Source organism: Salinisphaera orenii subsp. halophila YIM 95161 (assembly GCF_003732545.1).
Classification (GTDB): Bacteria; Pseudomonadota; Gammaproteobacteria; order Nevskiales; family Salinisphaeraceae; genus Salinisphaera; species Salinisphaera orenii_A.
Window position 1 is genome coordinate 46,746 of record NZ_AYKF01000024.1, and the last position, 25,161, is coordinate 71,906.

27 protein-coding genes and 2 tRNA genes are annotated in these 25,161 nt (G+C 66.5%); 4 read left to right on the forward strand and 25 right to left on the reverse strand.

Features of this window, described 5'->3' with window-relative positions:
* Positions 1-44 precede the first annotated feature (44 nt).
* Genes SAHL_RS02410 through rpoE form a run of 3 tightly spaced genes read right to left on the reverse strand, consistent with a single transcriptional unit; the run spans position 45 to position 2,333 of the window.
* Positions 45-1,061, reverse strand: a complete 1,017-nt coding sequence (locus SAHL_RS02410) for a MucB/RseB C-terminal domain-containing protein (RefSeq protein WP_123589816.1) — start codon at positions 1,059-1,061, stop codon at positions 45-47.
* The gene (locus SAHL_RS02415) at positions 1,058-1,750 is read right to left on the reverse strand and encodes a sigma-E factor negative regulatory protein (RefSeq protein ID WP_123589817.1); all 693 of its coding nucleotides are present in this window, start codon (positions 1,748-1,750) and stop codon (positions 1,058-1,060) included. The genes SAHL_RS02410 and SAHL_RS02415 overlap by 4 nt, the downstream gene beginning before the upstream one ends.
* 7 nt (positions 1,751-1,757) lie before the next feature.
* Complete coding sequence (gene rpoE, locus SAHL_RS02420; RefSeq protein ID WP_123589818.1) at positions 1,758-2,333, reverse strand: RNA polymerase sigma factor RpoE; 576 nt, start codon at positions 2,331-2,333, stop codon at positions 1,758-1,760.
* A gap of 222 nt (positions 2,334-2,555) precedes the next feature.
* On the opposite strand from rpoE, the gene nadB reads away from it, so the two are divergent.
* Positions 2,556-4,214, forward strand: coding sequence for an L-aspartate oxidase (gene nadB / locus SAHL_RS02425; protein WP_221177795.1), 1,659 nt, complete (start codon positions 2,556-2,558; stop codon positions 4,212-4,214).
* Between the two features lies 1 nt (position 4,215).
* Here nadB and SAHL_RS02430 read toward each other — a convergent pair whose 3' ends face one another.
* From SAHL_RS02430 to SAHL_RS02465, 8 genes are all read right to left on the reverse strand, one after another.
* Complete coding sequence (locus SAHL_RS02430; RefSeq protein ID WP_184947210.1) at positions 4,216-5,655, reverse strand: alpha/beta hydrolase; 1,440 nt, start codon at positions 5,653-5,655, stop codon at positions 4,216-4,218.
* 19 nt (positions 5,656-5,674) lie between these two features.
* Positions 5,675-6,142: a protein YgfX gene (locus SAHL_RS02435; protein ID WP_123589821.1), complete on the reverse strand. Its 468-nt coding sequence runs from the start codon at positions 6,140-6,142 to the stop codon at positions 5,675-5,677.
* 12 nt (positions 6,143-6,154) lie between these two features.
* Positions 6,155-6,409, reverse strand: a complete 255-nt coding sequence (locus SAHL_RS02440) for an FAD assembly factor SdhE (protein ID WP_123589822.1) — start codon at positions 6,407-6,409, stop codon at positions 6,155-6,157.
* Between the two features lie 63 nt (positions 6,410-6,472).
* The gene (locus SAHL_RS02445; protein ID WP_123589823.1) at positions 6,473-7,252 is read right to left on the reverse strand and encodes a succinate dehydrogenase iron-sulfur subunit; all 780 of its coding nucleotides are present in this window, start codon (positions 7,250-7,252) and stop codon (positions 6,473-6,475) included.
* Positions 7,253-7,308: 56 nt separating this feature from the next.
* Positions 7,309-9,099 carry a succinate dehydrogenase flavoprotein subunit gene (gene sdhA, locus SAHL_RS02450; protein WP_123589824.1) on the reverse strand — a complete coding sequence of 597 codons (1,791 nt, stop codon included), beginning with the start codon at positions 9,097-9,099 and terminating at the stop codon, positions 7,309-7,311.
* Complete coding sequence (sdhD, locus tag SAHL_RS02455) at positions 9,096-9,485, reverse strand: succinate dehydrogenase, hydrophobic membrane anchor protein (protein WP_123589825.1); 390 nt, start codon at positions 9,483-9,485, stop codon at positions 9,096-9,098. Before sdhD ends, sdhA begins: the two co-directional genes overlap by 4 nt.
* A gap of 34 nt (positions 9,486-9,519) precedes the next feature.
* Positions 9,520-9,906: a succinate dehydrogenase, cytochrome b556 subunit gene (gene sdhC, locus SAHL_RS02460; protein ID WP_123589826.1), complete on the reverse strand. Its 387-nt coding sequence runs from the start codon at positions 9,904-9,906 to the stop codon at positions 9,520-9,522.
* Between the two features lie 31 nt (positions 9,907-9,937).
* Positions 9,938-10,156: a DUF1674 domain-containing protein gene (locus SAHL_RS02465; protein WP_245965348.1), complete on the reverse strand. Its 219-nt coding sequence runs from the start codon at positions 10,154-10,156 to the stop codon at positions 9,938-9,940.
* Positions 10,157-10,279: 123 nt separating this feature from the next.
* Between SAHL_RS02465 and ygfZ the strand changes: the two genes are divergently transcribed.
* Positions 10,280-11,152: a CAF17-like 4Fe-4S cluster assembly/insertion protein YgfZ gene (gene ygfZ / locus SAHL_RS02470; RefSeq protein WP_184947214.1), complete on the forward strand. Its 873-nt coding sequence runs from the start codon at positions 10,280-10,282 to the stop codon at positions 11,150-11,152.
* On the opposite strand, the gene lysS is transcribed toward ygfZ, so the two are convergent.
* From lysS to SAHL_RS17705, 3 genes are all read right to left on the reverse strand, one after another.
* Complete coding sequence (lysS, locus tag SAHL_RS02475) at positions 11,149-12,663, reverse strand: lysine--tRNA ligase (RefSeq protein ID WP_123589828.1); 1,515 nt, start codon at positions 12,661-12,663, stop codon at positions 11,149-11,151. The genes ygfZ and lysS overlap by 4 nt on opposite strands.
* Before the next feature lie 9 nt (positions 12,664-12,672).
* Positions 12,673-13,771, reverse strand: a protein-coding gene (gene prfB, locus SAHL_RS02480) for a peptide chain release factor 2 (protein ID WP_123589829.1) whose coding sequence is annotated in 2 segments (ribosomal slippage) — positions 12,673-13,698 and positions 13,700-13,771 — 1,098 coding nt in all. Because the reading frame shifts where the segments join, the coding sequence is not laid out codon by codon here.
* On the reverse strand, positions 13,697-13,864 hold the full coding sequence (locus tag SAHL_RS17705; protein WP_184947222.1) for a hypothetical protein: 168 nt from the start codon (positions 13,862-13,864) through the stop codon (positions 13,697-13,699). Before SAHL_RS17705 ends, prfB begins: the two co-directional genes overlap by 75 nt.
* Positions 13,865-13,976: 112 nt before the next feature.
* On the opposite strand from SAHL_RS17705, the gene SAHL_RS02485 reads away from it, so the two are divergent.
* Together SAHL_RS02485 and SAHL_RS02490 are read left to right on the forward strand one after the other, a co-directional pair.
* Positions 13,977-15,134, forward strand: a complete 1,158-nt coding sequence (locus SAHL_RS02485) for an OmpA family protein (RefSeq protein WP_184947216.1) — start codon at positions 13,977-13,979, stop codon at positions 15,132-15,134.
* 167 nt (positions 15,135-15,301) lie between these two features.
* Positions 15,302-15,781, forward strand: coding sequence for a DUF6231 family protein (locus SAHL_RS02490; protein ID WP_148045456.1), 480 nt, complete (start codon positions 15,302-15,304; stop codon positions 15,779-15,781).
* 3 nt (positions 15,782-15,784) lie between these two features.
* On the opposite strand, the gene gluQRS is transcribed toward SAHL_RS02490, so the two are convergent.
* The 11 genes from gluQRS to SAHL_RS02545 all read right to left on the reverse strand — a co-directional run bounded on the left by gluQRS (position 15,785) and on the right by SAHL_RS02545 (position 25,019).
* Positions 15,785-16,681, reverse strand: a complete 897-nt coding sequence (gene gluQRS, locus SAHL_RS02495) for a tRNA glutamyl-Q(34) synthetase GluQRS (RefSeq protein WP_123589832.1) — start codon at positions 16,679-16,681, stop codon at positions 15,785-15,787.
* Positions 16,682-16,900: 219 nt separating this feature from the next.
* Positions 16,901-16,977: transfer RNA gene (locus tag SAHL_RS02500), tRNA-Pro, on the reverse strand.
* 348 nt (positions 16,978-17,325) lie between these two features.
* Entirely contained in the window at positions 17,326-17,682 is a 357-nt protein-coding gene (locus SAHL_RS02505) for a MerR family transcriptional regulator (protein WP_123589833.1), read from the reverse strand.
* Positions 17,666-17,965 carry an integration host factor subunit alpha gene (locus SAHL_RS02510; protein WP_123589834.1) on the reverse strand — a complete coding sequence of 100 codons (300 nt, stop codon included), beginning with the start codon at positions 17,963-17,965 and terminating at the stop codon, positions 17,666-17,668. Before SAHL_RS02510 ends, SAHL_RS02505 begins: the two co-directional genes overlap by 17 nt.
* A 2-nt stretch (positions 17,966-17,967) precedes the next feature.
* Entirely contained in the window at positions 17,968-20,355 is a 2,388-nt protein-coding gene (pheT, locus tag SAHL_RS02515; protein ID WP_123589835.1) for a phenylalanine--tRNA ligase subunit beta, read from the reverse strand.
* Positions 20,356-20,383: 28 nt separating this feature from the next.
* A complete protein-coding gene (pheS, locus tag SAHL_RS02520) occupies positions 20,384-21,385 on the reverse strand; it encodes a phenylalanine--tRNA ligase subunit alpha (protein WP_123589836.1) in 1,002 nt (333 codons plus the stop codon).
* A gap of 127 nt (positions 21,386-21,512) precedes the next feature.
* A complete protein-coding gene (gene rplT / locus SAHL_RS02525) occupies positions 21,513-21,869 on the reverse strand; it encodes a 50S ribosomal protein L20 (RefSeq protein WP_123589837.1) in 357 nt (118 codons plus the stop codon).
* Positions 21,870-21,946: 77 nt separating this feature from the next.
* Positions 21,947-22,144, reverse strand: coding sequence for a 50S ribosomal protein L35 (gene rpmI / locus SAHL_RS02530; RefSeq protein ID WP_123589838.1), 198 nt, complete (start codon positions 22,142-22,144; stop codon positions 21,947-21,949).
* Between the two features lie 26 nt (positions 22,145-22,170).
* Positions 22,171-22,710: a translation initiation factor IF-3 gene (gene infC, locus SAHL_RS02535; protein WP_123589839.1), complete on the reverse strand. Its 540-nt coding sequence runs from the start codon at positions 22,708-22,710 to the stop codon at positions 22,171-22,173.
* Between the two features lie 104 nt (positions 22,711-22,814).
* Positions 22,815-24,722 carry a threonine--tRNA ligase gene (gene thrS, locus SAHL_RS02540; protein WP_123589840.1) on the reverse strand — a complete coding sequence of 636 codons (1,908 nt, stop codon included), beginning with the start codon at positions 24,720-24,722 and terminating at the stop codon, positions 22,815-22,817.
* A 220-nt stretch (positions 24,723-24,942) separates the two neighbouring features.
* A tRNA-Val gene (locus SAHL_RS02545) sits at positions 24,943-25,019 on the reverse strand.
* Between the last annotated feature and the right edge of the window lie 142 nt (positions 25,020-25,161).

Consider the following 25,161-nt stretch of genomic DNA (forward strand, 5'->3'; position numbering starts at 1 on the left):
AGGCCAACCCAAACAGCATGCCACGCCCCGGCCGGCCGGCGCAGTCACCCGTCGCCGTCGGCCGGCGCGCGAACCTGAGCCCGCTCACCGCCACGCTCCAGATTCTCCGCGATCTCGCGTACCGTCACCGCCGGCACCTCGCCGACGACGGTGATCTGCGTGTCGTCGATCACGTGGCCGTAGGCGTTGACCGCGCCCATCGTAGTCGCGCCGTCCAGCGGCTTGCGCAGCCCCGCGGGCGCGATGAACGCGGACACGGTGGCCACGCCGTCGGTGAACAGCATCTGACGCACGAAACCATCCTCGGTGACACGGCGCACGCCATCCTCGGCCAGCTCGAAGCCCGGTGGCAGCGATGTCGGCGTCCATGCCTCCTTCGGCACGGATTCCTCGGCGACCTCGACGGCCCGGTGCTTGATCACGCGGAAACCTTCGATATCGAAGCCCGGCTCGAACGCGCTGTCGGGGATGGATTCCGGGAACTCGATCTCGGTGAACATCAGCTGCTCGAGGACGTCGCCATTACGCAGCAGATCGAGCTTGAGCGGCAGGCGCGTCTTTTCGTCGATGAGCATGCGGTAGCCGTAGCGGTACTGGTCCATCGGCTGGATGCTGATCAGACGGCCGACACGGTCGGCGAGCCGACGCTGGCCTTCGTCGCTCACCTTGTAGTGACGGCGCATCCGCTCGGCCGAGAATTCGGTGACGCTGCCCAGAAGGCCGTCTCGCTTGCGACGCGAGATGAGCACGACCTGGCTGTCGGGCAGAATCGAGGTCACAACGCCGCCGCGGCGGATGACCTCGCGCGGCTGCCCGGTCAGCGAGACCAGTCGCTCCTGCTCGAGGCCGTCGGCAAAGCGGTGCGTGACGCGGAGCGTGTCGAGCTGGTCCTCGCGCAGGTACACCATGACGCCGCGGTAGTTCTCGCGGCCCACGGCCTGCGAGGCACTGGCCAGCAGCTCGTTGACGGACTGATCGGACGAGGGCGGCGGATCCGACGCCGCGGCCGCCTGTCCGATAAAAACGAATAACAGGAAGAACGCTGAAAGCGCCCGGGTCACTGCGTCGATTCCTGCCCATACGTCGCCACCCGAACGAACGCCGGCGTCGTGCCCGACAGGCCGTAGCCGCGGGCCAACCCGTTGTGTTCGACGAGATAGCTGTTGAGTTCATCCTCCAGCGCGGGGTCGGACACGGACCAATGATCGGCCGGCCCCTCCCGAACCGTCTGCCGCGCGCTCGCATCACCGACCACCGCGGCATCCATGCCGCCGCGCGCCGCAACTTCTTCCGTGGTCTCGAAGCGCGCACCGGCAGCCGTGGCGTCCGCGGAGGCGACGCTCGTGGCACTCATGGGCCGCGTCGAGCCGTCCGACTCGCTCTCCTGCTGCAGCGGCGGGTTCACCAGGAAGACGAAACCTGCCGCGGAGGCCGCCACGGCGAGGCCGGCCATGTTGCGCCAGCGGCGACGGCGCGGCGTGCGGGCACGCGGCAGTGACACGACCCGCGACGAGGACGCTTCCACCGCCTCGCCGTCCTCGGCCGCGATCGCCTGCATGACCCGATCGGAAAAACCGGTATCCAGCGGCACCGCGATCTCGCCGCGATGCGCCCGCAGGGTGGTTCGAAGCCAGTGCTGACGACTCCAGCTGTCACGCAATTCCGGATCGCTCAACAGTCGGTTGACCACCGAGTCGGCTTCGTCGCGCGTGGCCTCGTTATCCAGAAATGCCGAAAAGCGCTCGTTCATGCTGACCTCACTTGTCCGCCAGGGACACCAGTTTCTGCTCGATCGCCGCGCGTGCGCGGAAGATGCGCGAACGGACCGTCCCGACCGGGCAATCCATTGATTGTGCAATCTCTTCGTAACTCATACCGTCCAGTTCGCGCAACATGATCGCGGTGCGCAGATCCTCCGGGAGATCGCGTATGGCACCGATCACGGTGTCCCGGATCTCCTCGCTTTCCAGCAACGCCTCGGGCGTGTCCCGCTCCGAGAACCGGTCGGTGTGGCCGAACGCCTCGGCATCGGCCACGTCGATGTCCTGACTGGCCGGGCGCCGCGAGCGCGCGACCAGAAAGTTCTTCGCCGTGTTGATCGATATGCGGTATAGCCATGTGTAGAACGCGCTGTCGCCCTTGAATCCGTCGAGCGCCCGATAGGCCTTGATGAAGGCCTCCTGCGCCACGTCCGGTGCATCCGCCGGATTCACGTAGCGTGCGGTCAGCTTGATGACCTTGTGCTGGTACTTGCGTATGAGCAAGTCGAAGGCACGCGGGTCGCCGGCCTGAGCACGGGCCACGAGCTGCTCGTCGCTGGCGTCTTCGTTCATCTAGGAAAGACGCGAGCCGCAGCGGATTCCAAGGCAGCTGTCGCGCGAGAATACCTCGTCTGTCTGCGTTACCCGATGGGCGATGACACTATGGACCGCATCCGCGTCAGATAGTTCGCACCGGATTTGCGCTATGCTGCAAGCGTTCATCGATCTAGTCACCGTCAGGAAGCCATACCCCCGCGCCGAGGCGACAGTCTAGCGACGCGGATGCGTTTCGTCATGCCAATGCCCGAAGACAGTACCCACCGATCCTTCGATGTCGTGGTCGTCGGCAGCGGCGCCGCCGGACTCACGCTCGCCCTGCGCCTGGCGTCCAGCGGGCGCCGTATCGGCGTGATTTCCAAGGGCGCCCTCGCCGAGGGCAGTACACTTTACGCTCAGGGCGGCATCTCCGCCGTACTCGACGCCTCCGACAGCATCGACGCCCATGTGGCCGACACCCTGCGCGCCGGTGCCGGCCTGTGCGACGAGCCGGCCGTGCGCTTCACGGTGGAGCATTCCCGGGCCGCGATCGAGTGGCTGATCGATCGCGGCGTGCCGTTCACGCCGGCCGACGAGAGCGACGAGACACCGGCCGGCTATGCCTACCATCTCAATCGCGAGGGCGGACACAGCCATCGCCGCATCATCCACGCCGACGATGCCACCGGCCGCGCCGTGGAGACGACGCTCGAGGGCCTGACCCGGCGGGCCCCGGAGATCACGGTGTTCGAGCACCACATGGCCGTCGAGCTGATCATGACCCGGACGCCGGCGGCGGCGCGGGGGCACTGCCAGGGCGTCTACGTACTCGACATCAACCGGGATACGGTCCGCACCTTCGCCGCACGGCACGTCGTACTGGCCACCGGCGGCGCCAACCTCGCCTATCTCTACAGCAGCAACCCGCACGCGGCCAGCGGCGACGGTATCGCCATGGCCTGGCGGGCGGGCGCGCGGGTCGCGAACATGGAGTTCATGCAGTTCCACCCGACCTGCCTGTACCACCCGAGGGCGCGCTCGTTTCTCATCAGCGAGGCGCTGCGCGGCGAGGGCGCGGTGCTGCGGCTGGCCGACGGCCACCGCTTCATGCCGGATCACGACGAGCGCGGCGAACTCGCCCCGCGCGACATCGTCGCCCGGGCCATCGACGCCGAGATGAAACGCACCGGCCAGCCGCACGTCTGGCTGGATATCAGCCACCGCGACAAGGCATTCATCGAGAAGCACTTTCCCGCGATCAACGCGCAGTGCCTTGAGCTCGGGCTCGACATGAGCGGGGAGCCCCTGCCCGTGGTGCCCGCAGCGCACTATACCTGCGGCGGCGTGATCACCGATGCGCACGGCTGCACCGATCTCGACGGCGTCTACGCCGTCGGCGAATGCGCCTTCACCGGCCTGCACGGCGCCAATCGCATGGCGAGCAACTCGCTGCTCGAGTGCATCGTCTACGCGAGTGCGGCCGCCGACGACATCGCTGGCCGCGATACCACGCCGCTCTGCGCGGATCTGCCCGACTGGGACGAGTCGCGGGTGACCGATTCCGACGAAGAAGTGGTCGTGGCCCATAACTGGCAGGAGCTGCGCCGATTCATGTGGGACTACGTGGGCATCGTACGCACGACCAAGCGCCTGGAACGCGCCCTGCACCGCATCGAGCTGCTGCGCCGCGAGATCCACGACTACTACGGCAGCTTCCGCGTCACCCCCGGGCTGCTCGAACTGCGCAATCTCGCCCAGGTCGCGGAACTGATCATCCGCAGCGCCCTGTCCCGTCGCGAGAGCCGCGGCCTGCATTACATCAGCGACTATCCGAAACCGCTGCCGCGGGCGATGCACACCGTGCTCTCACCGGAGCTCGGCACGGAATCGGCGACAGCCGGCTACCGTCCGCTCTGAATCAGTCCGAGCCCGCGCAGGAGACGCGCAGTGGCTCGGCCGGCGCCGCCCAGAAATCGCCGATGGCGGCGATCGCGCAGGCGTTGGTGAAGCTGGCGCCGTGGCCCGCGCCGGCGACCGTCAGCAACCTCGCTAGCGGATGCCGATCGGCTAATGCCCGCGCCCAGTCCGGCGGTGTGACGGCGTCTTCGCTGCCGCTGACGACCAGCGCAGGGGCGGCCAGCGATGCGTCATGCGCGGGCGTCGCCGTTCGAGGCACCTGCCAGACGTCGCAGACCGGCGCGCCGCGGGCCGGCGCCAGATAGGCTGCGATGGCGGGATGGCGCGAGAGCGCGTCGCGCCACGCCGACATCGAGGGCACTGCGCCGCCGAGTGCACAGCGCGTGCTCCAGAAGACCGCTTCGTTGCGGCTGCTGTCGAGGGCCTGACGCCACAGCCGTTCGGCCAGCGGTCGCAGCGCGTCGGCCGAGCCGGCGCGTGCCCGCTGCAGGCGTGCGCGGGTATCGGCCGCGTTGTTGGCGTCGTAGCTCGCCATGAGCACCATCAGCAACAGGCGATACGGTGTGACCTTGAATCGCGTCTCCACGGGCATCTCCGGCCCGGCCAGCGCGAGCGTCGGCGGTCGCGACGCGTAACGCGCGAGCAAATCGTCCACGAGATCACTGGGCACCGCGTCGCTTTTCCGACCGCAGGCGGGCGCCGCCGCACAGCTCGCATCGAGACGCGCCAGTGCCCCGCCGATCTGCGCTGGCAGGGCAAGCAGGTCGTTGCGCGCGAACGGATAGACCGAGTCGAGCACCATCGCGCGCACCTGCGCCGGCTTCGCCTGCGCGTAGACACGCGCGATCCGGGTGCCGTAGGACACCGCCCAGAGATTGACCGCGTCGACGCCGAGCGCGGCCACCAGCGCCTCCAGATCGCGCCGCTGCGCCGCCGGCCCGAGGGCCGCGGCGGTCTCGCGCCCGAGCGATCGGTAGCAGCCTTCGGCGGCGCGCGCCTCCTGATCGAATTCGACGCTCGCCGAGGGCGCCTGCGCTGCGGCCGCCAGCCGGCGGCTGCGTATCGACTCGCAGGTCGGGCGCGGACGACTGCGGCCGGTTGCCCGCGGGTCGAACAGCACGATGTCGCGAGGCCAGCGCGCCCGCTGCTGCCAGCGCTGCCAGCCCGACAACGCCTCGGGCCCCAGGCCTGCAGCCGAGCCCGGCCCGCCCGGCACGTAGACCACCGGCGTTGCATCGATCCGGTCGGGCCGTGCACGCAACCGCACCACGCGCAGCCGCACCGCCTCGCCAGCCAGGCGATCGCCCGTCTCCAGCCAGCCGCAGTCGATCGCCGCGGCGCTGGTTTCTGGGGTGGCGAGGTCGCAATCGCCCCACGTGATCGATGCGGCCATCGCCGACCGCGGGCTGGCGAGCATGACGGTGATGCCGAGCAGCGCCATCACGGCAGCCTTAGCCGCGCTAATTCGTCGCTTCACGGGCGTCGCGGGGCGGGGCCACGCGCAGGCGCGCGCGCAGACGGCGATGGTGCGCCGGGTCGGTGGCATCGCGAAAGACGATGCAGCGGCGGCGACGGCCGGCGGCGTATGGCTCGAGTGTCAGCACGACCAGCGCATCGCCGAGCGTCAGCGCCTCGACGCAGCGGCCCTCGACCCAGCCGCCGTCACCGGCCTGGCGCCAGCGGCAGTCGCCGTCGAGCAGAAAACGCAGGCGATCGATCGCACGGGGATGGCTGCGGCGGGCGTGGCGCCACGCCCGCACCGCGGGCACTGACAACATGACCAGCAACAGACCGACCACGGGCCGCGACAGCGCAAGCATCGCGCACACCAGCTCTGCACCGCCGTAGCTGCCCAGTACCAGCATGGACTCACAGCGCGATGGCCGTATGACCAGGTCCAGCGCCTGCATCATCGGGCTGCGAGGCATGTGCGTCGCGCGTCAGCCGGCGCCCGGGGGCCGCTTGAACTGCCGGATGCGCCGCAGCAGGTCCGCCTGGATCGCATCGGCCGGCTGCTCGCGTTCCATGATCAGGGCGTAGAGGTCCGGGTCCTCGAGCTGCACCAGCGCCAGCAGCCCCGCCCGTTCGCGCTCGTCCAGATCGTCGTACTCGGTTGCGACGAAACGCTCGAGAAGCACATCGAGCTCCTTCATGCCGCGACGACACAACCAGCGGATACGCGATTTCTCGCTCATCGGACAAAGATCCTGCTGCGAGGCGGCGGGCGGCCCGCGGCGGGCCACCCGCGACGCCGGAAATCAGCTGCGGCGTTCAAGCAGCAGCTTCTTGGTTTCCTGAATGGCCTTGGCCGGATTCAGCCCCTTTGGACAGGTATTGGTGCAGTTCATGATCGTGTGGCACCGATACAGCTTGAACGGATCCTCGAGCTCGTCCAGGCGATCGCCCGTGGCCTCGTCGCGCGAGTCCACGATCCAGCGATAGGCCTGCAGCAGCACGGCCGGACCCAGATAACGCTCCGGATTCCACCAGTAGCTCGGGCAGGCGGTCGAGCAGCACGCACACAGGATGCATTCGTACAGGCCGTCGAGCTTGGCTCGGTCTTCCGGTGTCTGCAGACGCTCACGCGTGGGCGCCGGCGTGTCGGTCTTGATCCACGGCTCGATCGATTCGAGCTGGGCGTAGAAATGGGTCAGATCCGGCACGAGGTCCTTGACCACCGGCATGTGCGGCAGCGGATAGATGCGGACGTCGCCCTCGATGTCCTCGATGCGCGTCGTGCAGGCCAGCGTGTTCTTGCCGTCGATGTTGAACGCGCACGACCCGCAGATCCCTTCGCGGCAGGAACGCCGGAAGGTCAGCGTCGGGTCGATCTCGTTCTTGATCTTGATGACGGCGTCCAGAACCATGGGCCCGCACCGGTCGAGATCGATGGTGAAACTGTCGACGCGCGGATTCTCTCCGGCCTCGGGCTCCCAGCGATAGATGCGAAACGTCTTGGTGTTCTTCGCGTCGGCCGGCGCGTCGTGACGCCGACCCTTGGTGATGCGCGAATTCTTCGGCAGTCGGAATTGAGCCATGAGCGGTCTCCGTTACTAAAACCGTGGTGCGGGCGCAGCGCCGCGGACGGCGAACCTCAGTAGGTCCGCTTCTTCGGCGGGATGTGTTCCATCTCGCCCGTCATCGGCTGCATGTGCACCGGCCGATAATCGATGCGTACGTTCGCGCCGCCGTCGTGCCAGGTGAGCGTGTGCTTCATCCAGTTCTCGTCGTCGCGCTCGGTGTATTCCTCGTGCGCGTGCGCGCCGCGGCTTTCCTTGCGGTTGGCGGCGGCGTGCATCGTGGTGATCGCGCAGCCGAGCAGATTCTCGAGCTCCAGCGTCTCGACCAGATCGCTGTTCCAGGTCATGGAGCGATCGGTCACGCCTACGTTGACGAAGGATTCGACCTCGGCGTTGATCTGCTCGACGCCCTTGTCGAGATTCTCGGTATTGCGAAAGACCGCGGCGTATTTCTGCATCGAGCTCTGGAGGCTGTCACGCAGCTGCGCCGTGGGCGTATCGCCATCGGCGTGACGCAGCCGGTCGAAGCGTTCGAGCGCGCGCGTCTCGGCGGCCTGGGTGTCGGCGCGGTGCGCCGCCCCCTTCTTGACCACCTCCGTGCAGCGATGCGCCGCGGCGCGACCGAAGACCACCAGATCCAGCAGCGAGTTCGAACCCAGCCGGTTGGCGCCGTGAACGGACACGCAGCCCGCCTCACCGACGGCCATCAGGCCCGGCACGATCGAATCCGGATCGCCGTCCTTGAGGGTCACGACCTCGCCGAAGGCATTGGTCGGCACGCCGCCCATGTTGTAGTGCACGGTGGGCAGCACCGGGATCGGCTCCTTGGTGGCATCCACGCCAGAGAAGATCTTGGCGGTCTCGGTGATCCCCGGCAGCCGCTCGTGCAGCACTTCAGGGCCGAGGTGCTCCAGATGCAGCAGCGTGTGGTCGGCGTTCTCGCCCACGCCGCGGCCTTCCTGAATCTCGACCATCTCGGCGCGACTGACGACGTCCCGCGAGGCCAGATCCTTGGCGTTGGGCGCATAGCGCTCCATGAAGCGCTCGCCCTCGGAGTTGGTCAGGTAGCCACCCTCGCCGCGCGCGCCCTCGGTGATCAGACAGCCGGCGCCATAGATGCCGGTCGGATGGAACTGGACGAACTCCGGATCCTGAAGCGGCAGGCCGGCGCGCAGCGCCATGCCCATGCCGTCGCCCGTGCAGGTGTGCGCGGACGTGCAGGAGAAATAGGCCCGCCCGTAGCCGCCGGTGGCCAGAATCACCTGATGCGCGCGGAACCGATGCAGCTGCCCGCCCTGCAGATCCCAGGCCAGCACGCCGCGGCACTCGCCGTCCTCGGTCATGAGCAGATCGATGGCGAAGTATTCGATGAAGAACTCCGCCCGCGCCTTGAGCGACTGCTGATAGAGCGTGTGCAGGATGGCGTGGCCGGTCCGGTCGGCGGCCGCGCAGGTGCGCTGGGCCGTGCCTTCGCCGAAATGCGTGGTCATGCCGCCGAACGGACGCTGATAGATGTGACCGTCCTCGGTGCGCGAGAACGGCACGCCGTCGTGCTCGAGCTCGATGATCGCCGGCACGGCTTCCTTGGTCATGTACTCGATGGCGTCCTGGTCGCCGAGCCAGTCGCCGCCCTTGATCGTGTCGTAAGCGTGCCAGCGCCAGTCGTCCTCGCCCATGTTGCCCAGCGAGGAGGCGATGCCGCCCTGGGCCGCCACGGTGTGGCTGCGGGTCGGGAAGACCTTGGTCACGCAGGCCGTGGACAGGCCGGCGTCGGCCAGACCGCGGGTGGCCCGCAGGCCCGAACCGCCCGCGCCGACGACCACGACGTCGTGCTGATGTTCGATGATGTCGTAGCTCTCGCTCATCGGGCGGCTCCCACAAGAATCATGATCACGGAAAAGATGGCGGCGACGGCCAGCAGGATATTGGTCAACTGCAGCGCGATGAGCGCGGCGATCTTGACGGACTCGATGTGGACATAGTCCTCGATCACCACCTGCAGGCCGAGCTGAGAGTGATAGAAGATCGCGGCGAGATAGATCGCCAGCAGCGACGCCTGCAGCGGCGACGACAGCCACTCGGTGACGCTGGCGTAGTCGGCGCCGAACTGTGATGCGAGGCACGCCACGAACCACAGCGTCAGGGGCACAAGGGCCACGGCACTCACGCGCTGCGCCCACCAGTGGGCCACGCCCACCTTCGCACTGCCCAGGCCACGCGCCTGCGCGAGCGAGGATCGGATACTGCTCATGTCGGAATCTCCGAAAGGACTGGAAAACGCGGGATCAGGCGATGAGGGCCCAGATCCAGACAAACAGGGTCAGCGCGGCGGCGACGCCGATCGCGACATAGCCGGTCAGTTTCGCGGTCTCGAGATCCAGCCCGACGCCGACGTCCCAGACCAGGTGCCGGATGCCGTTGCACAGATGATAGAACAGCGCGAACGACCAGCAGAACATGAGCAGTTGCCCGAACCATGAGGCCGCGAAGCCGTTCACGCCCGCGAACGCCTCCGGCCCGCTGGCCGCAGCGATCAGCCAGACCGCGAGAAACACGCTGCCCAGCGACAGCACGATGCCGGACGCACGGTGCGCGATCGAAGTCAGCATCGAGATCTGCCAGCGGTAGATCTGCAGGTGTGGCGACAGCGGGCGGTTGGCCTGTTGGTTCATGGTGGTCCCCGGACGACGTGAAGGAAAAGCGCTAGAAATCGATGCAGCGCCCGTTCTTCTCCCAATCGCCGTAGCGCACGGGCTCGGGGCCCTTGCGACCGCCATATTCGCGCGGGCTCTCGGGCGCCTCGGCGGCAGCATCGTCGGGTGATTCGGAACGGACGGCGCGGTCGTTCGGCTCGGTCGGGGCATCGGGGGTGGATGCGTCGCGCGACACCGAGTCTGATGAACGTTGCTCTGACATGGTCATACTCTAAACCTCGAGGCCGCAGCTGGCAACGTGAACGACGGCTGAATCGCTGCCCGGACGCGCCGCTGCGGCTATCTTTACGGGCGGTCTAGAATACGGACGATGATCGATTTGGATGCAGCCATGAGCGAAGCCGGACGAGCCCCGTTGGGTGTGATCGAGGTCAGCGGCGACGACGCCGGGACGTTCCTGCGCGCCCAGCTGACCAACGATGTGCTGCGGCTCGGCAGCGACCGACATTTTCTCGCCGCCTGGTGCGATGCCAAGGGGCGCGCCATCCTGCTCGCGCAGGTCCTCGAGCAGGCGGACGACGGCTATCTGCTCATACTGCCGTCCACGCTCATCGACGCCGTGCTGCAACGGCTGCGCATGTATGTGCTGCGCGCCCGCGTCACGCTGACCGATGTCTCCGACCGCTATCGACTCGCCGGCCTCCTCGGCCCCGACCTGCCGTCGGCGAATCGACTGACCGCGCTCGACGATGCCCGACTGCTCGGGCTGCCGCCGACCGCGGACGGCACAGCGCGCGCGTTGTGGATCGGCACGGCCGACGCGCATCCGCCCGAGAACTCGCTGAACACCGAGGCTCCGGAATGGGCGCTGGCGTGCATCGACGCGGGCGTGCCGGAGCTCGTGGGCGCGACCCGGGGGCTGTTCGTGCCGCAGATGCTCAACCTTCACTGGCTGCTCGCCATCGATTTCGACAAGGGCTGCTATCCGGGCCAGGAGGTCATCGCGCGGCTGCATTACCGTGGCCGTCTCACACGCCGGCTGCATCGGCTGGCCTGGCGTGGCGACGAGCCGGCCCCGGGCGACGAGATCATCGACGACGCCGACCGCGTCCAGGGCACCGTGGTCAGCGCGGCGCCCACAGCGGGCGACGGCGGACACGGTCGCCTGCTCGCCGTGCTGCGGATCGACGGCGCCGGCTCGGCGCTGAGGGCGGGATCGACCGCACTCGAATTGCTGGACCTGCCCTACGCGACGCCCGACTAGGACGCCCCCCCGCCCTGCGGGCGTAGCTGCGGGAACAGGAGCACGTCGCGGATCGCGCTGCGACCGGTGAGCAGCATCACCAGCCGATCGATACCGATTCCGGCGCCGGCCGTCGGGGGCAGGCCGTACTCGAGCGCGGCGACGTAGTCGGCGTCGTAGTACATCGCCTCGTCGTCGCCGGCGGCTTTGGCATCGGCCTGGGCGGCGAACCGCTCGGCCTGGTCCTCGGCGTCATTGAGTTCGGAAAAGCCGTTGGCGATCTCGCGACCCGCGATGAACAGCTCGAAGCGCTCGGTGACCTCGGGAGCGTCGTCGCGCCGGCGCGCCAGCGGCGACACTTCGGCGGGATAATCGGTGATGAAGGTCGGCTCGATCAGCCGGTGTTCCACGGTCGCCTCGAAGAGTTCGGTCAACCATTTGCCGTGGCCCCAGCTCGCTTCACCCTTGACGCCCGCCGCCTCGGCGGCTGATTTGAGCGCGGCTTCATCATCAACGATCTGCGGCGTGATCCTGTCGTTGTACTTCAACACCGCATCACGCATCGAGAGCCGCTCGAATGCCGCTTCGAGGCGCACTGCGTCCGCGTTGCAGGCATCGGCGTGCCGGGTGGCCATGCGTTCCGACAGCCCGCGCAGGAGAGTCTCGATCAGATCCATCAGATCGCGGTAATCCGCGTAGGCCTGATAGAACTCGAGCATGGTGAATTCGGGGTTGTGCCGTGTCGACAGGCCCTCGTTGCGGAAGTTGCGATTGAGTTCGAACACGCGCTCGAGCCCCCCGACCACCAGCCGCTTGAGATAGAGCTCGGGCGCCACACGCAGGTAGAAGTCGTGATCGAGCGCGTTGTAGTGGGTCACGAACGGCCGCGCGCTGGCCCCGCCCGGAATCGCCTGCAGCATGGGCGTTTCGACTTCGAGGAAATCGCGATCTTCGAAAAAGTCGCGCACGCCGCGCACGAGCGCGCTGCGGGCCCGGAACACCGCCCGGACCTCCGGATTCATGATCAGATCGACATAACGCTGCCGGTAGCGGGCCTCGGTGTCCGACAGGCCGTGCCATTTCTCGGGCAGCGGGCGCAGCGACTTGGTCAGCAGCCGCAGCTCCGTCGCGCGCACGGACAGCTCGCCCTTGTTCGTACGCGACAGCGCGCCCGCGGCACCGACCACGTCGCCGATGTCGAGCTGCTTGAACGCCTGGTAGGCCTCCGCGCCGAGCAGATCCCGCTGCACGAACAGCTGAATGCGGCCGCTACGATCCTGCAGGGTCGCGAAACTGAGCTTGCCCATGACCCGTTTGGCCAGCAGGCGGCCGGCCACCGCGACCCGACGACCGGCGCTGTCCAGCGTCTCGGCATCGTCGTCGACGTGCGCACGCTGCAGCTCCCCGGCGAGCGCATCGGGCCGGAAGTCGTTGGGAAAGGCCGCACCCGCCTCGCGCCAGCGCGCGAGCTTTTCCTTGCGCTGAGCCACCAGACGGTGGGTATCGCCGTCACCGGCGTTGGAATCGGTCATCGGATGTCCTCAGAGACCTTGCTTGAGACTTTCTTCCACGAACTGATCCAGATCGCCGTCGAGCACGCCCTGCGTGTTGCCGACCTCGACGCCGGTGCGCAGATCCTTGATACGGGACTGATCCAGCACGTACGAGCGGATCTGGCTGCCCCAGCCGATGTCGGACTTGCCCGCCTCGGTGGCTTCCGCGGCCTCGCGTCGTGCCGCCAGTTCGCGCTCGTAGAGCTTCGACTGCAACTGCTTCATCGCCGTCGCGCGGTTCTTGTGCTGCGAGCGGTCGTTCTGACACTGGACCACGATCCCCGTGGGGGCGTGCGTGATACGCACGGCCGACTCCGTGCGGTTGACGTGCTGGCCGCCGGCGCCGCTGGCGCGATAGACGTCGACACGCAGATCCGACGGGTCGATCTCGATATCGATCTCGTCGTCGATCTCAGGGGCGACGAAGACCGCCGCGAACGACGTATGCCGGCGCGCGCCCGAGTCGAACGGCGATTTTCGCACCAGGCGGTGTACGCCCGTCTCCGTGCGCAGCCAGCCGTAGGCGTAGCTGCCGGTGACCGCCACCGTCGCGCTCTTGATGCCGGCCACGTCGCCCGGTGAGTACTCGGTGACCTCGGTGGCGAACCCCCGCCGTTCGAACCAGCGCAGGTACATTCGCAGCAGCATCTCGGCCCAATCCTGCGCCTCGGTGCCGCCGGATCCCGCCTGGATATCGACGAACGCGTTGCTCGAATCCGCCTCGCCGGAGAACATGCGCTGGAACTCGAGCGCCTTGATGTGGGACTCGACCTTGTCGAGGTCGTTCTCGATATCCGCTATCACGGACTCGTCATCCTCGGCCGCGGCGAGCTCCAGTAATTCGGTATTGTCCTCGATCGTGGTCACGGCCTCGTCCATGGGGCCCACGATCTCTTCCAGACGCACCTTCTCCTGGCCGAACGCCTGCGCCTGATCGGGGTTCTCGGCCCACAGCTCGCCGCGCGCGAGCTCGGCATCGATCTCCGTCAGCCGCTCTTTCTTGTCGGCATAGTCAAAGATACCCCCTGAGGTCGCTAAGCCGCTCGCGCAGCGTTTCCATGCGGCTTTTCACAGCGTTCGTATCCATTCCGACTCCGAGTTCCGGCGGCAGCAAAAGGGCGAGGATCATTGCAGTTTCGTTTTTTCGGCACAAGCCACTTGTCACATTGCCATTGGCCACCGGAACCCTCTATAATCCGATTGCACGTCACCGGTTTGGGAACCTTAGTTCGCCACTTCGGTGAATGGGACCGCACAACAATCCCCAAACCCGCTCAAGGGAGTTAGAACCTATGCAATTCAAGCAACCGCTAACCGCATGTGTTGCCGGTGCGCTTGGCCTGGCCGTTTCGGCCGGCGCCATGGCGCAGGACAACACGCCGCAGGACAAGCGTTTTTACGTCGCGCCGATGGTCAGCTACGGCTTCTTCGACAACGACACGATCGGCGGCAGCGATTCGTCCTTCGGTCAGCTCAACGTCGACAGCGACGACAGCATCGGCGGGACGCTGGCGATCGGCAAGCCGATCAACAGCTGGCTGAATCTCGAGCTGTTCGGCTTCTATTTCAATCCGGATCAGGATCTGAGCAACTCCGCAGGCAGCGATAACGCGGGCGATGCGGATCTGTACGGGTTCGGCCTGGACGCCCTGTTCTTCCCCGCGCGCGACACCCTGCCGGTCTACGGCATCCTGGGTGCCTCCTGGGGCAAGTACGAGCCGGGCTTCGGTTCGATCAACGGCGCCGAGGTCGGCGACGACGCCGATGCCGACTTCCTGGACGCGGGTCTGGGTTACATGTACCAGATCAACGATTATGGTCTCGCGGTGCGCGCGGAATATCGCTACCGCTACACCACGGTCGACAGCGCCGACGTGCTGGGCTCGGACTACGAGGATGCGCGCTTCGACGATCACATCGTTTCGCTCGGTCTTCAGGTTCCGCTGGGCGCGCCGCCGAGTGCACCTGCGCCCGAGCCGGCACCCGAGCCGGCCCAGCCGCAGGATAGCGACGGCGACGGCGTGATCGACGCCAACGACCAGTGCCCCGGCACGCCGCGCGGCACCGAAGTCGACGCACGTGGCTGCCCGATCGAGAAGAAGGCGCCGATCGTTCTCAGGGGTGTCACCTTCGAGTTCGATTCCTCCAAGCTCACGATGCAGGCCGAGAATCGCCTCGACAACGTCGTGGACGCGCTGGAGGCCAGCCCGGACGTCACATTCCGCATCGATGGCTACACCGATAGCATCGGCACGGAACAGTACAACCTGGGTCTGTCGCAGCGTCGTGTCGACTCCGTGCGTGAATATCTGGTCGAGCACGGCATTCGCACGACCCGCATCACCGGTACGGAAGGCCACGGCGAATCCAACCCGGTTGCGACCAACGAGACGGCCGCCGGCCGCGCTCAGAACCGTCGAGTCGAGCTGAACGTCACCAGCGACGAATAAGCACGACCCGACCTGACCGCATCATCTGCGGGGCCCGGCCTCTTCTGAGGCCGGGCTTTTTTGTGCGCGGCATCGCCAGCGCATCGCCTATCCCCATGCGATCATGAAAGCCCATTCGGCATAGCCCGTCCGTCATGTCGCAGATCCCCGCCGCCATTCGCGACCACTTGCAGGACATCATCATCCGGCACGCACCGGAGCGTCTGATGATCGTCGCCCCCGCCGGGCGCGGAGCGGATCTCGCCAAGCGCGTGGCCGACCAGGCGGGCGAAGTGGTGCAGAGCGAGCCCGCGGCGGTGTTCCAAGAGCTTGGCGACACGGCTCGCTACGATCTCGCCGTGGTATTCGCGATGCACGGCGACAAAGATGCCACGGTCGACACGCGCGTGATCGGCCGGCTGCGGGACGTGAATGCCGGCAGTGTCGTGGTGGCAGCCGCGCTGCAGGAGGCAACCCCGGCGGACCGCCATCCCTGGCGGACTCAGGATTTCATCGCCCTCGGTTTCCGGCGAGCTCCGGAGACGCGGGATCTCGCGCCCGGCTGGGGCGTATTCCGCTACGACATACACGACTACAAGACCACGCCGAGCTGGCTGAACTCGCGTTACTGGGCCAACCCGGGGCGGTGGGACAAGGAACGCTGGTGAGGCTCAGCCTTGGGGCACGATGAGCGCGTCCAAGCGCGGCACGGCCTCTCGGCTCCAGTGATCGATCGCCCACCGCAGAATCGCGGCCGGCGTGCGGCATGCGAGTGTCGCGAGCGGCCGCTGGCCGAGCAGGCTGAGACAGCGTACGAGCTGCGGCCCGAGCGCATCGTCGGCGAGACCCAGCGCACCCGTACTCTTACTGAGCTTGCGGCCCTGATCATCCACGAGAACCGGGATGTGGGCATAGACCGGCGCCGCCAGGTCGAGCATCTCGGCCAGATACATCTGTCTAGGTGCAGACGACAGCAGATCGGCGCCGCGCACCACATGCGTGACGCCCTGCCAGGCATCGTCGACCACCGTCGCCAACTGATAGGCCGCGTGGCCCTCGACGCGGCCTAGCACGAAATCGCCTACATCGCGCGCCAGCCGCTGCGTATATCGCCCCTGAATCGCGTCCGGGCACGCAACGGACACATCAGCGACACATAGCCGCGTCGATCGTGCGCGACGGCCTGCCGGCATGCCTCGACGGCAGGTTCCCGGATAGATCGGCCCTTCATGGCCTTCCGGCCCTCCGCTCTGCTCCCGGCGCGTACAGGCGCAGCGAAACGCGCGGCCCGTGGCAAGCAGTGATGCGATCGCCTTGGCATGCGCCCCGTGGCGCTGACTCTGATAGAGGATGTCCCCATCCCACTCGAAGCCGAAACGCCGGAGTGTCGCGATGATGTCCTCGCTCGCACCGGCCACGGTACGTGCCGCGTCGAGGTCGTCGATACGCAGCAGCCAGGCACCGCCATGGGCCCGGGCATCAACGTAGCTCGCGGTCGCGGCCAGCAGTGAGCCCAGATGGAGCGGGCCGCTGGGCGTGGGTGCGTAGCGACCCACATACGCCGTCACGTCGACACGCCTGGTTGCGGCTGCGACGTCGGACGACCGCCCGACGTGACGCCGCGGCGCAGATTGTCGATGGTACAGGCATGCACAACGTGATTATCGCGTTTGCTGCGGCGTCGGGACAACCGGCGCGCGCGCCGTGGGTTCATCCGCAGGGACGCCTCTCGGACACGAAAAAGCCCGCACCATGAATGATGCGGGCCGCGCTGACTTATCCGGTTCTGGTCGGGGTAGCAGGATTTGAACCTGCGACCTTCTGCACCCCATGCAGACGCGCTACCAAGCTGCGCCATACCCCGATTACAGAGCGCGCATGATACCAGAACTCGCCCCTGCGTCGACCATCTCGCGCCGGCGTCTGCCAGCACTTCATGCGAACGCCGCGTTTAAGAGCGCACGCCGCATGCGGCAAGGTGTGGAGTCGCCGATCGTGGCGAGTCCCGATCGAGACTGGCAACGCCGCAGCACTCCCATGGTCAGGTTTCATGGGCAGCCCAAGCCGAATGGCCAAGCGCTGTTGTCGGCAAGCCAGCGTTGTCGCACGCTGGCGCAGAACAAGTGCGCGGCGTGCACAGTGCCTCGTCTCGCCGTCCATCATCACTTCTCACGAAGCGATTGGCGCGGGCTCGCGTGCAATGGGGACAGCCCTAGTCGAGCCTTTGAAGTATGGCCTCGAGTTCACGCCGAACCGCCGCCAGCGAATCCGCCGCGCTCGCGGCCGGCAGCGAAGCGAGCGTACGGCCCTTGCTCCGCAGCTGAAGCCGCGCACCCTGGATCGTGAACCCCTGCTCATAGAGCAGCATGCGGATGTCGCGCGCGATGAGCACGTCGTGCTGCTGATAGTAGCGGCGATTGCCGCGCCGCTTCACCGGCTTGAGCTGCGTGAACTCCTGTTCCCAGTAGCGCAGCACATGCGGTTTGACGCGACAGAGCTCGCTGACTTCACCGATGGTGAAGTAGCGTTTGTCTGGAATGTCCGGCAGCGATTCAGCGGGCTGCGTCAACGCTGGACTCGACACGGGCGCGCATCTTCTGGCCGGGCTTGAAGCTCACGACACGGCGCGCGGAAATCGGTATTTCCTCGCCCGTCTTCGGATTGCGGCCGGGCCGCTCGTTCTTGTCCCGCAGTTCGAAGTTGCCGAAACCGGAGAGCTTCACATAGTCGCCGTCCTCGAGCGTCGACCGCACTTCCTCGAAGAAACAATCGACAAACTCCTTGGACTCGCGCTTGTTGAACCCGAGCTGCTCGAAGAGATACTCGGTCAGATCTGCCTTGGTCAGTGCCACCGTTATTCACCCCTGATGTGTGCACCGCATCGGCGTCCCAGAGCCTCGACCACGGCGCTTATTGTTGTATCCACGCTTCTGTCGGTAAGCGTGCTCGCTTTATCTTGGAAAATCAAGCCTAAAGCGACGCTCTTGAATCCTCTCTCAAGGCCCTCTCCGCGAAAGACGTCGAAGACGTCGATCGACTGCAACGCCGGCGGATCCAGGTCCTCGATCACATCGATCAGTTCGGCCACCGGCCGCTCCTCGGCAACGACTACGGCGAGGTCGCGTCGTATCCGTGGCTGCTCGGAAAGCGATTCGAAGCGAATGCCGCCGCGATCACTCAGCGCATGCGAATCGACTTCAAAAAGATACGGCAAATCACTTTTTTTGCTTAGCTTCTTGAATTCCGGAGCGAGCTGCCCCAGCCAGCCGACGGCTTCGCCGTCCAAACGGATGCGTGCACTTCGACCCGGATGCAGCGCGGGATGGCTGGCTGCGTCGAAACGCAGGCGACCGGAAACGCCGGCGAACAGCGCCTCGACATCGCCCTTGATGTCGAAGAAATCCACGGCCCGCGACGGGCGGTCCCAATGCGTGTTTTCGGCCTGTCCCCATATCAAGCCGGCCAGCGTCGAAATCTGGGCGATCCCGTGTTCGGCCGCCGTATCAGGCTCGAACCGCAGGCCCGCTTCGTAGAGACGCACATCCGTTTGCTGCCGCCGCACGTTGTGCTGCCAGCTGGGCAGCAGCCCGGCCCAGAGGGTACGGCGCATTTCCGCGTACTGCTCCGAAATGGGGTTGTCCAGCGCGACCACCGCGCCCTCGCCCATCAGCGCACGATGCAGCCCCGGCTCGACGAAACTGTAGGTGATGGCCTCACTGTAGCCGCGCTGTCGCAGCGTCTCGTGCCAACGCGCCTCGTCGTCGACGGCGGCCCCGGCGTCGGCCGGCGGCAGATCGACGCCCTGCGTGCCGCTCTGGAGACGCTCGTAGCCGTAGATCCGTGCGACCTCCTCGATCAGATCCGCCTCGAGCTCGATGTCGTAGCGCCAGCTCGGCGGCACCACGTGCCAGCGATCTTCATCCGTTGTTTCGACGACCATGCCGAGTGCGCCGAGGATCCGCTCGATCTCGACCGCGGCCACCGGCTGGCCGAGCAGGCGCTCGACGTGGGCGCCTTCCAGCGCGATCTCGCGCGACTGCGGCCAGACGGGCTCTCCGCGGACATGCGTCACCGGACCGACCTCGCCGCCACCGTGGGCGATCAGCAGCGCGCTGGCCCGCTCCAGTGCCGGTCTGTGCAGTGCGGGATCGACGCCGCGCTCGAAGCGATGCAGCGCGTCCGTGTGAATCTTGTAGCGTCGGCCCTGGCCGGCGACGGCCGACGGCGTGAAGCAGGCCGATTCGAACACCACATGCGTCGTGGTGGCGTCGACGGCGGTGCGCTGGCCCCCGATGACGCCCGCGATGGCGACGGGCCCCTCGTCGTCGGCAATGACCAGCGTATCGTCGGCAAGTGCGACCGTCTCGCCGTCGAGGGTCTCGATCCGTTCGCCCGGCGCCGCGAGCCGCACGCGGATCGCGCCCACCAGCCGATCGCCATCGAAGGCGTGCATCGGCTGACCGAGCTCCAGCATCACATAGTTGCCGACGTCCACCGGCAGGTTGATGCGACGAACGCCGGCCCGCCGCAGGCGCTCCGCCATCCAGAGCGGTGTCGCCGCATCCGCGCCTACCGACGTGATGCAGCGTGCCGCATAGCCGGCGCAGCGTTCCGGCGCATCGATCCCCACGTCGCGCCGCACCGTGCTCACAACGGCGCAGGGGGTGACGTCCGGCTCGCCCAGCGGCAGATCCTCGTCGATCGCCACCTCGCGGGCGATGCCGCGCATGCTCAGACAATCCCCCCGGTTGGGCGTCAGATCAATCTCGAGCACGTGATCAGGCAGCCGGAGATAATCGGCGAGCGGCGTGCCCACCGGGGCGTCGTCAGGCAGCTGCCAGAGGCCGTCGTCGTCCGTCCCCAGGCCGAGCTCGCTCGCGCTGCAGAGCATGCCGCTGGATGCGACGCCGCGAATGGTCGTGGCCTCGATCGCGACCCCGCCGACAAGCACGGCGCCGACGCGCGCAACCGGGACACGGGCGCCGGTCTGGGCGTTGGCCGCACCGCAGACGATCGACAGCGGCTCGGCTCCCCCCACGGCAACCGTGCACAGTCGCAGGCGATCGGCCTCCGGATGGGGCATCGTATCCTCGATGCGCCCGATCACGACCCGGTCGAGCGACGGCGCGGCCGGCTCGACGGCGTCCACTTCCAGGCCGGCCATGGTCAGGCGTTCGGCGATCGTATCGATATCGGCGCGCGAGGCGACCCATTCGCGCAGCCATTGCTCACTGACTTGCATCGCGACTCCCGGGGCCTTCGATGATCGATCAGGCGAACTGCGCGAGGAAACGCAGATCGTTGTCGTAGAACTGGCGTAGATCGGTGACGCCGTAACGCAGCATGGCCAGGCGCTCGATGCCCATGCCGAGGGCGTAGCCCGTATAGCGCGCACCGTCGATCCCGGCCGCCTCGAGCACGCGCGGGTGCACCATGCCGCAGCCGAGCACTTCCATCCAGCCGGAGCCGGTACCCAGTGCCCGGCCGTCGATATCGACCTCCGCCGAGGGCTCGGTGAACGGAAAGTACGACGGCCGGAAGCGCAGCTTCAGCTCGGTCTCGAAAAAAGCCTCCAGAAACGACTGCAGCTCGGCACGCAGATCGGCGAAGTTCACCGCCTCGGCAACGTACAACGCCTCCACCTGATGGAACATCGGGCTGTGCGTGCGATCCGAGTCGCAGCGATAGACACGCCCCGGTGCGATGATGCGTATCGGCGGCTGGCGGGCCTCCATGGTCCGGATCTGCACCGGCGAGGTATGGGTGCGCAACAGCAGCCGCGCGCCGTCGACATAGAACGTGTCCTGCATCGCCCGCGCGGGATGATCCGGCGGCACGTTCAGCGCTTCGAAGTTGTGGTAGTCGTCCTCGACTTCGGGGCCGGTCACCACTTCGAAACCCCGCCGTGCGAACAGCGACTCGATGCGGCGCCGCGTCAGCGTGATCGGATGCATCGCACCCGGGCGACGGCCGCGACCGGGCAGCGTCACATCCACCCGCTCCTGGGCCAGCCGCTGCGCCCGCGCCTCGGCTTCCAGCACCTCGCGTCGCGCCGTGATCGCCTCGCCGAGTTCCTGCTTCAGGGCGTTGATCGCACCGCCCGCCGCACGACGCTCGTCGGCGGGCAGATCCCCCAGCGTCTTCAGGCGCCGGGTCACGCTGCCCTTCTTGCCCAGCAGAGCCACGCGCTGGGCCTCGAGAGCCTGCAGATCACCGGCATCCGCGATCGCAGCCAGCGCCTCGCTGCGGAGACGGTCTAGATCAGTGGTCATGCGGGAGCGGCCTCCGGTCACGTTCTCATCGCGCAAAAACAAAAGGGAAAGGCCATGACCTTTCCCTTTGCAGCAAGCCGGGCGCGCGCGGGCGCCGCAGCCGGCGACCGCCGGCTCGTGACTCGGGTCAGGCCTGGGCGGCGCGCGCCTGTTCGACCACCGCGGCGAACGCAGCCTTGTCGCGCACCGCGAGATCCGCCAGAACCTTGCGGTCCAGCTCGATGCCGGCCTTGTTCAGACCGTTCATGAGCGCGCTGTAGGACAGCCCCAGCTCTTTCGCGCCCGCATTGATCCGCGTGATCCAGAGGGCGCGAAACTCGCGCTTGCGGTTGCGACGATCGCGATACGCATACTGGCCGGCCTTGAAAACGGCCTGCCGAGCAACGCGATAGGTCCGGCTGCGTGCGCCGTAATAACCCTTCGCCTTCTTGAGAACCTTCTTGTGACGCGCCTTCGCCGTCACGCCGCGACTGACTCGTGCCATTTTCGCGTTACCTGCTGTATTTCAAACCGAAGCAGTCCGCCGACGGCGGACTGCGCGAACACTCTCGGGCGATGCGCCTACTTGTACGGAATCAACCGATCCATGGACGGCTGATCGGCCTCGGCCACCAACGCGCCCTGCGCGAAGCGACGCTTACGCTTGGTCGCCTTCTTGGTCAGGATATGGTTGCCGAACGCACGGCGCCGGCGCAGCTTGCCGCTGCCGGTCCGCTTGAATCGCTTGGCCGCGCCGCGGTTGGTCTTGAGCTTGGGCATAGTAGATCTCTGACTCGAACTGTGCGTTATTTCTTGCTGTGCTTCGGCACGCCCTTGAGCGGCGACATCACCATCGTCATCAGCCGCCCCTGCATTTCGGGGCGCTGCTCGACCGACGCCAGCTCTTCAAGGTCGTCCCGTACACGGTCCATCAACTCTTTGCCGAGCTCCTGATGGGCCATCTCACGACCACGAAAACGCAGCGTGATCTTGATCTTGTCGCCCTCTTCCAGAAACTCTTTCAACTTACGCAGCTTGATGTTGTAGTCGCCGGTATCCGTACCCGGTCGAAACTTCACTTCCTTGAGCTGCGTCTGTTTCTGCTTCTGCTTGCCGGCCTGCTGTGTCTTCTTCTTCTCGAAGATGTGCTTGCCGTAGTCCATGATTCGGGCGACCGGCGGCGAGGCATTCGGCGACACCTCGACCAGATCGAGATCGTACGCGCCGGCACGCTCGAGCGCCTCCTCGATCGGCAGTATCCCGATCTGTTCCCCGTCCGGGGCGATCACGCGGACTTCGCGCGCAGTTATCGCATCGTTGCGACGATCCTTTTGTCCAGAAGCGATTTCGGCGTCCTCCTTAGCTTAGCCGGTCGTCCGCGCGGGCAGTCCACCCGACGCGAAGCGCGCGAGTATAGCAGATGCGCACGAACGTTCCAGCCATCGAACCGTTATTTTCTTTCCGAGACACGCTGCAGCGCCATCGCCACGAAGTCCGCCACGGTCATGCGTCCCAGATCCTCGCCTTCGCGGGTCCGGACCGCCACCGCGCCGGCCTCGACCTCGCGGTCGCCGACCACGAGCAGATACGGCACGCGCTGCATCGTATGTTCCCGGATCTTGTAGCCGATCTTTTCGTTTCTCAAGTCCGTTTCCACACGGAGACCGGAATCGCGGAGCTGTTTCTCGGTTTCCTGCAGGTAATCGCGCTGGGCATCGGTGATGTTGAGCAGCACCGCCTGGCTCGGCGACAGCCACAGCGGCAGCGACCCCGCATAGTGCTCGATCAGGATCCCGATGAAACGCTCCAGCGAGCCGAGGATGGCCCGATGGATCATTACCGGCACCTGCCGATCGCCCTGCTCGTCGACATAGCCGGCGCCCAGCCGCTCGGGCATGGAGAAATCGAGCTGGGCGGTGCCGAGCTGCCAGACCCGGTTGAGGCAGTCGCGCAGCGAGAACTCGATCTTGGGCCCGTAGAACGCGCCTTCGCCGGGCTGCAGGTCGAAGGCGAGGCCCTTGTCCTCGAGACACTGTTGCAGCGCGGCCTCGGACTTGTCCCATACCGCGTCGGAGCCCACGCGTTTTTCCGGACGCGTTGAGAGCTTGATCAGCACCTCGTCGAAGCCGAAGTCGGCATAGACTTCGTACAGCAGATCGATGAACCTGGAGACCTCGTCGCCGATCTGGGATTCGGTGCAGAAGATATGCGCATCGTCCTGCGTGAATCCGCGCACGCGCATCAGGCCGTGAAGCGTGCCCGAGGCCTCGTTGCGATGACAGGAGCCGAATTCGGCGAGGCGCAACGGCAGGTCGCGGTAGCTCTTCAAGCCCCGGTTGTAGATCTGCACATGCGCCGGGCAGTTCATCGGCTTGACCGCGAACTGGCGGTCCTCCGAGCCGGTGATGAACATGTCGTCGGCGAATTTCTCGGCGTGGCCGGATTTCTCCCACAGGGACAGGTCGATCAGCGACGGCGTGTGGACTTCCTTGTAGCCTTCGCGATCCAGCCGCGCACGGATATAGTCGGTGATCTGCAGATAGATCTGCCAACCGCGGTCGTGCCAGAAGATCATGCCCGGCGCTTCTTCCTGAATATGGAAGAGATCCTGCTTGCGGGCGATCAGGCGATGGTCGCGCTTCTTGGCCTCCTCGAGGAATGCCAGGTGCGCCTTGAGATCCTTTTCGGTGGCCCAGGCGGTACCGTAGATGCGCGTGAGCATCTCGTTGTCGGAGTCGCCGCGCCAGTAGGCGCCGGCCAGGCTCATCAGCTTGAAGTGGCGCAGATGCCGCGAGTTGGGCACGTGCGGGCCCGTGCACATGTCCACGTAGTCTTCGTGGTGATACAGCGCGATCGTCTCGCCTTCCGGAATCTCGCGGACGATTTCCTGCTTGTAGGGCTCGCCACGATCGACGAACGTCGCCAGCGCCTTGTCCCGGGTGACCACTTCACGAATCACTTCGTGGTCGCGCCTGGCCAGCTCGTGCATGCGCGCCTCGATCGCCTCGAGATCCTCGGGCGTCAGCGTCCGGCCGATGTTGACGTCGTAGTAGAACCCGTCGTCGATGACCGGGCCGATGGCCATCTGCACCTCGGGATACAGCGTCTTGAGGGCCTGACCGAGCAGATGCGCACAGGAATGCCGGATGATGTCCAGGCCGTCCTGTTCACGGGCCGTGACCAACTCGATCCTGGCGTCATGATCGATGGGGACCGACGCATCGGCCAGTTCCCCGTCGATGCGCGCCGCGAGCGTGGCCTTGGCCAGGCCGGCGCCGATCGACTCGGCGACCTGCATGCCGGTCACGGCATGATCGAACTGCTTGACGGTACCGTCGGGGAGTGTGATGGCGGGCATCGCGATGTCCTTTCAGTGGCGGCCGATACCAGGGGCCGCGTGCGTGACGCCAGCGGAGACGGACCGCTGGAACGTAAAAGGCCGCCAACACGTGTCGGCGGCCGATCCGAAGTCCGGCTTGCCGACTAGGGAGACCGGGCGGATTCGACTTCCGCAAAGCCGGATACCGACGTCGTGTGACCGAACGGCAACCGAGGCAAGGCCGCGATTGCGAAAGATCTGGTAGGCGCGGCCGGATTCGAACCAGCGACCTCTACCATGTCAAGGTAGCGCTCTAACCAACTGAGCTACGCGCCTAGCGAAGTGCGAGACGATACCGCCATCAGAACGGCGGGACAACCCTTGCGACGCAAAAAATCGCCTGCACGGCGCCGACGAAGCCGCCCACCGAGACATTCCGAACGCCGCCATAGCGGCAGACGCTTCGGGGCAGACGTAA